Source organism: Lentzea indica, from assembly GCF_012184385.1.
GTDB classification, from domain to species: domain Bacteria; phylum Actinomycetota; class Actinomycetes; order Mycobacteriales; family Pseudonocardiaceae; genus Lentzea; species Lentzea indica.
Window position 1 is genome coordinate 1 of record NZ_VSRL01000450.1, and the last position, 3,588, is coordinate 3,588.

General features: G+C 67.7%; 6 protein-coding genes. All 6 read left to right on the plus strand.

Going from position 1 to position 3,588, the window contains the following annotated elements; genetic code table 11:
* On the plus strand, window positions 1-1,201 hold a 1,201-nt coding region (locus FXN61_RS48140; protein WP_246293257.1), incomplete at its 5' end, for an SU10 major capsid protein.
* Between the two features lie 49 nt (window positions 1,202-1,250).
* Window positions 1,251-2,159 carry a hypothetical protein gene (locus FXN61_RS48145; protein WP_167980443.1) on the plus strand — a complete coding sequence of 303 codons (909 nt, stop codon included), beginning with the start codon at window positions 1,251-1,253 and terminating at the stop codon, window positions 2,157-2,159.
* A gap of 88 nt (window positions 2,160-2,247) precedes the next feature.
* Window positions 2,248-2,607, plus strand: a complete 360-nt coding sequence (locus FXN61_RS48150) for a hypothetical protein (protein WP_167980444.1) — start codon at window positions 2,248-2,250, stop codon at window positions 2,605-2,607.
* 22 nt (window positions 2,608-2,629) lie between these two features.
* Window positions 2,630-2,941, plus strand: a complete 312-nt coding sequence (locus FXN61_RS48155; RefSeq protein WP_167980445.1) for a head-tail adaptor protein — start codon at window positions 2,630-2,632, stop codon at window positions 2,939-2,941.
* A 3-nt stretch (window positions 2,942-2,944) separates the two neighbouring features.
* A complete protein-coding gene (locus FXN61_RS48160; protein ID WP_167980446.1) occupies window positions 2,945-3,265 on the plus strand; it encodes a hypothetical protein in 321 nt (106 codons plus the stop codon).
* Window positions 3,262-3,588: hypothetical protein (locus FXN61_RS48165; RefSeq protein WP_167980447.1), on the plus strand; the 327-nt coding region annotated here is incomplete at its 3' end. The genes FXN61_RS48160 and FXN61_RS48165, both read left to right, overlap by 4 nt.

The following is a 3,588-nucleotide window of genomic DNA, read 5'->3' on the forward strand; positions in this document are numbered from 1 at the left end:
GAGAATTCTTGCCTGGTGTAGCCGCGATCGCGAACACCTACAACAGCCCGAACTACGTCGGCGAACTCTTCGCCCTGACCCCGACCCGACACCCCCGTTCCTGTCCGCCATCGGCGGTCTGACCGGCGGCCGACGCGCGAACGGGATCATCCACACCTGGACCGTCTACGACCTGCGCGCCCCCGACGCCAACCGGCAGCGCCTCGAAGGCGCCGACGCCCCGCCCGCCGAGACCCGCGTCCGGGGCCAGGACCGCAACGTCCTGGAGATCCACCAGGAAACGGTCGGCATCACCTACACCCGCCAGGCCACCCAGCAGATGTTCGCCGGAACCGGCTCCGCGCACCCCAACGCGCAGGCCCTCGGCGGCGCGACCAACGCAGTCGCGAACGAGCTGGACTGGCAGACCCGCCAGACGCTCACCCAGATCGCCCGCGACGTCGAGCTCACGTTCATCACGGGCAAGTTCGCCGAGCCCAGCGACAACAGCACCGTCCGCAAGACGCGCGGCATCCTGGAAGCGACCAGAACCAACGTCATCACCAACGCCCAACCCAAGCCGCTGACCGAGGCGATGGTGCTCGACCTGCTCCAGAAGGTGTGGGAGTCCGGCGGCATCCAGGTCTCCGAGACCGCCACGCTCATGTGCGGCGCCACCCAGAAGCGGGCGCTCACGAACGAGTTCGTCACCAAGAAGAACTACCGGGAGGAAACCCGCAACGTCGGCGGCGTCTCGGTCGACACGATCATCACCGACTTCGGCCGGTTGAACGTCATGCTCAACCGCTACATGCCCGCCGACGTCGTCCAGGTCGTCAGCCTCGACCAGTGCGCCCCCGTCCTGCTGGAAACACCCGGCAAGGGCTTCCTGTTCTCCGAACCGTTGGCCCGCACCGGCTCCACGGACAAGGCGCAGATCTACGGCGAGATCGGCCTGGAATACGGGCCGGAGATCGCTCACGGCAAGATCACCGGCCTCGCCACCACCCCGCCCACCGGAGGTGCGCGTGAAGTTCATCAGCACGATCTACAAGCAGCTCGTCGTCCACGACCTCGGCGTCACCTTCATCGACGGCGAAGTCGAGGTCACCGACAAGTCCACCGTGGATGCCTTGCGCGAGCTGCCTTCCGAACTTGGTGTACGTGCGGCAGGTGGGCGACCTCCGAAGGAACCGAGGCAGAGCTGAGCTGCTCAAACTGACGCGGCGACATCCACACCTTCGAACACCTGTACGCCTACTATGTAGTGCATGGGTAACTCCGAGGTGGGCGCTGACGACGACGCCGGGAAGCGCCAGGGAAAGCGGCGTCGCAGGGACACTGCGCGCTTTCCGGCGGCCACGTTCGGCGCGTTCATCAACTCGCCCATGATCGACTTGTTCAACCGCACTATCGGTCAGTCGGCAGCGCTGCACGCTGCAATGCAGCCGGTGGGCGTGAAGACGCTCCTCGACTCGCCCGCCGCCAAGATGCTCGAACAGACCATGGGCATCCGCGCCGCGATCGACAAGATGCAGCCGGTGGGCGTGGAAACGCTCCTCGACTCGCCCGCCGCCAAGGCGCTCGAACAGACCATGGGCATCCGCGCCGCGATCGACAAGATGCAGCCAACCAACGGGTTCGCCAAGCTTCTGGACTCACCTGGCTACAACTTCGCCGCTGCTGCTCTCGGCCTGAGCAACGGCATTGCGGCGGCAAGGTTCACTGCACCCATAACGGACGCGTTTCTCGGGCTTGATCGTTCGGCGGCGGGCACACTGCACAACGCCACAGGCGGATTGCTGGACGATCAACCGCTGCGGGACACGTTCATTCCGCCCGCCAGGTCAGCATCGGACGAGCAGCTTTCAGAGGAACCACTCGTCAGGGACCCGCAACTCGCGTCGATCATCGCGGAGCTCAGCGAGACTGTTAGGTCACTCCAGGAGCAGCTGGCGGAGTCCGCTCGACAGGGCAGCCGGAGTCAATCCTCCACAGTGGTCGCGGGCGCGATGTTGATCGGCCTGGTCCTGCTGCTTGCGCTGTCGGCAGCAGTGCACGAAGGCGCACCAGAAGTGCACGGAAAGATCAACGAGATTGTTGAGTTGCCGTCCAACATCTATAGCTACCTGATGTGCATCGCCATGGGCGTGATGGCCCTCGGTATCCGTCGCCGGTGACGACGAGCTAGTACATCACGCGCTTCCCGCATCGCTGGTCGACGCGCACACACGTGTTGCGATCGGCATTGTTCAGGTGGTGAGGGCTATGACCTCACCTTCCGCCGACCTGTTGGCGACCGCAGACGACGTCCAGGCTCGTACCGATCACCAGTTCACCGCCGATGAGCGCGCCCGCGTCGCGGTGCTGTGCGCCGACGCGTCCGCGATGGCGCGCAGCCTCGTTCCGACCATGCCCGTCCCGGCACCAGCGACAGCGGTCGGGGTGGTGAGCACCGCGGTTCTCCGTGCGCTGGCCGCTCCGCCCGAGGGGTTGAAGGACGAGGCGATCGGCGGCCACGCGCGGACCCTCGCCCATGACGGCGGGGGTCTCTACTTCACCGACACCGAACTCACCTTGCTGCGCCCCGCGCCGAACGCCGGGGCGTTTTCCATTTGGACGGTGTAGCCCTTTGCAGCTTCCGCACATCGTGACTCTTGTTGATCCGCTGGAGGTCGATGACCAGTACGGCAACCCGAACCCCGCGCTCTACTACGGCCCTGGCGCACCCCGCCGTGACGTCCGGGGCTACATGCAGCCGGCAACCTCGACCGAGCCAGTGGAGACGGGCCGCCAGCCGGAGATCACGGACTGGCGGCTGTTCACGTTCTCCCCGGTCGGCTCTCGCGAACAGGTGGAGTGGCGTGGCCGGACGTTCCGTATCGAAGGTGAACCACTGATGTGGGAGCCGCCGTTCGGCCGTCGCCGGTTCTGGGTGCTGCTGGTCGAGGTGGAGGGCTGAGCGATGGCGTCCATCGAGGGCTTCCGCGTCGACCGCGAGGGCGTGGCCGAGCTGCTGCGCTCCCCGGAGCTGGCCGAGCACGTGAAGGAGCTGGCCGAGACCGTGGCCACGCTCGCCCGCGCCCGCGGCCTGCGCGTGGTCAACGGCGACCCGCTCCCGATCGAGGTCCTGGACGACCCGGCCCCGGACCGCACCGCGTTCACCGTGGCGGTTCGGCATCCGGCCGGGACCGGGATGGAGGCCAAGTACGGCGTGCTGACCCGCGCCGCCGAGGCCGTGGGCATCGAGGTCCACGTCATGGACCCACCGCCGGACGTCTCGTGACCGGCCCGCTGCCCGTGCCGGTCGACGTGCTCGAACTCGTGCTCGGGCTGCTGCGTCCCCGGCTGGCCGAGCGGCCCGAGCCGGTGCTAACCGGGCTGAAGGTGTCCAGCGAGACCGGCCACGGCCGCGAGGGCGGACCGCCGTCCCTGCCGTGGCTGCGGCTCACCGAGGAGGGCCACACCTGGGCCTGGCCCGCCGTGCAGCGCGTCGTGCTGCGGCTGACCTGCTGGCACCGCACCGAGTACGACGCCAAGGCCGCGGTCGGCCTGGCGCTCGCCGTCGTGTGCAACGTGCGCGGCGTGCGCGGCCTGCTCGCCGCCGAG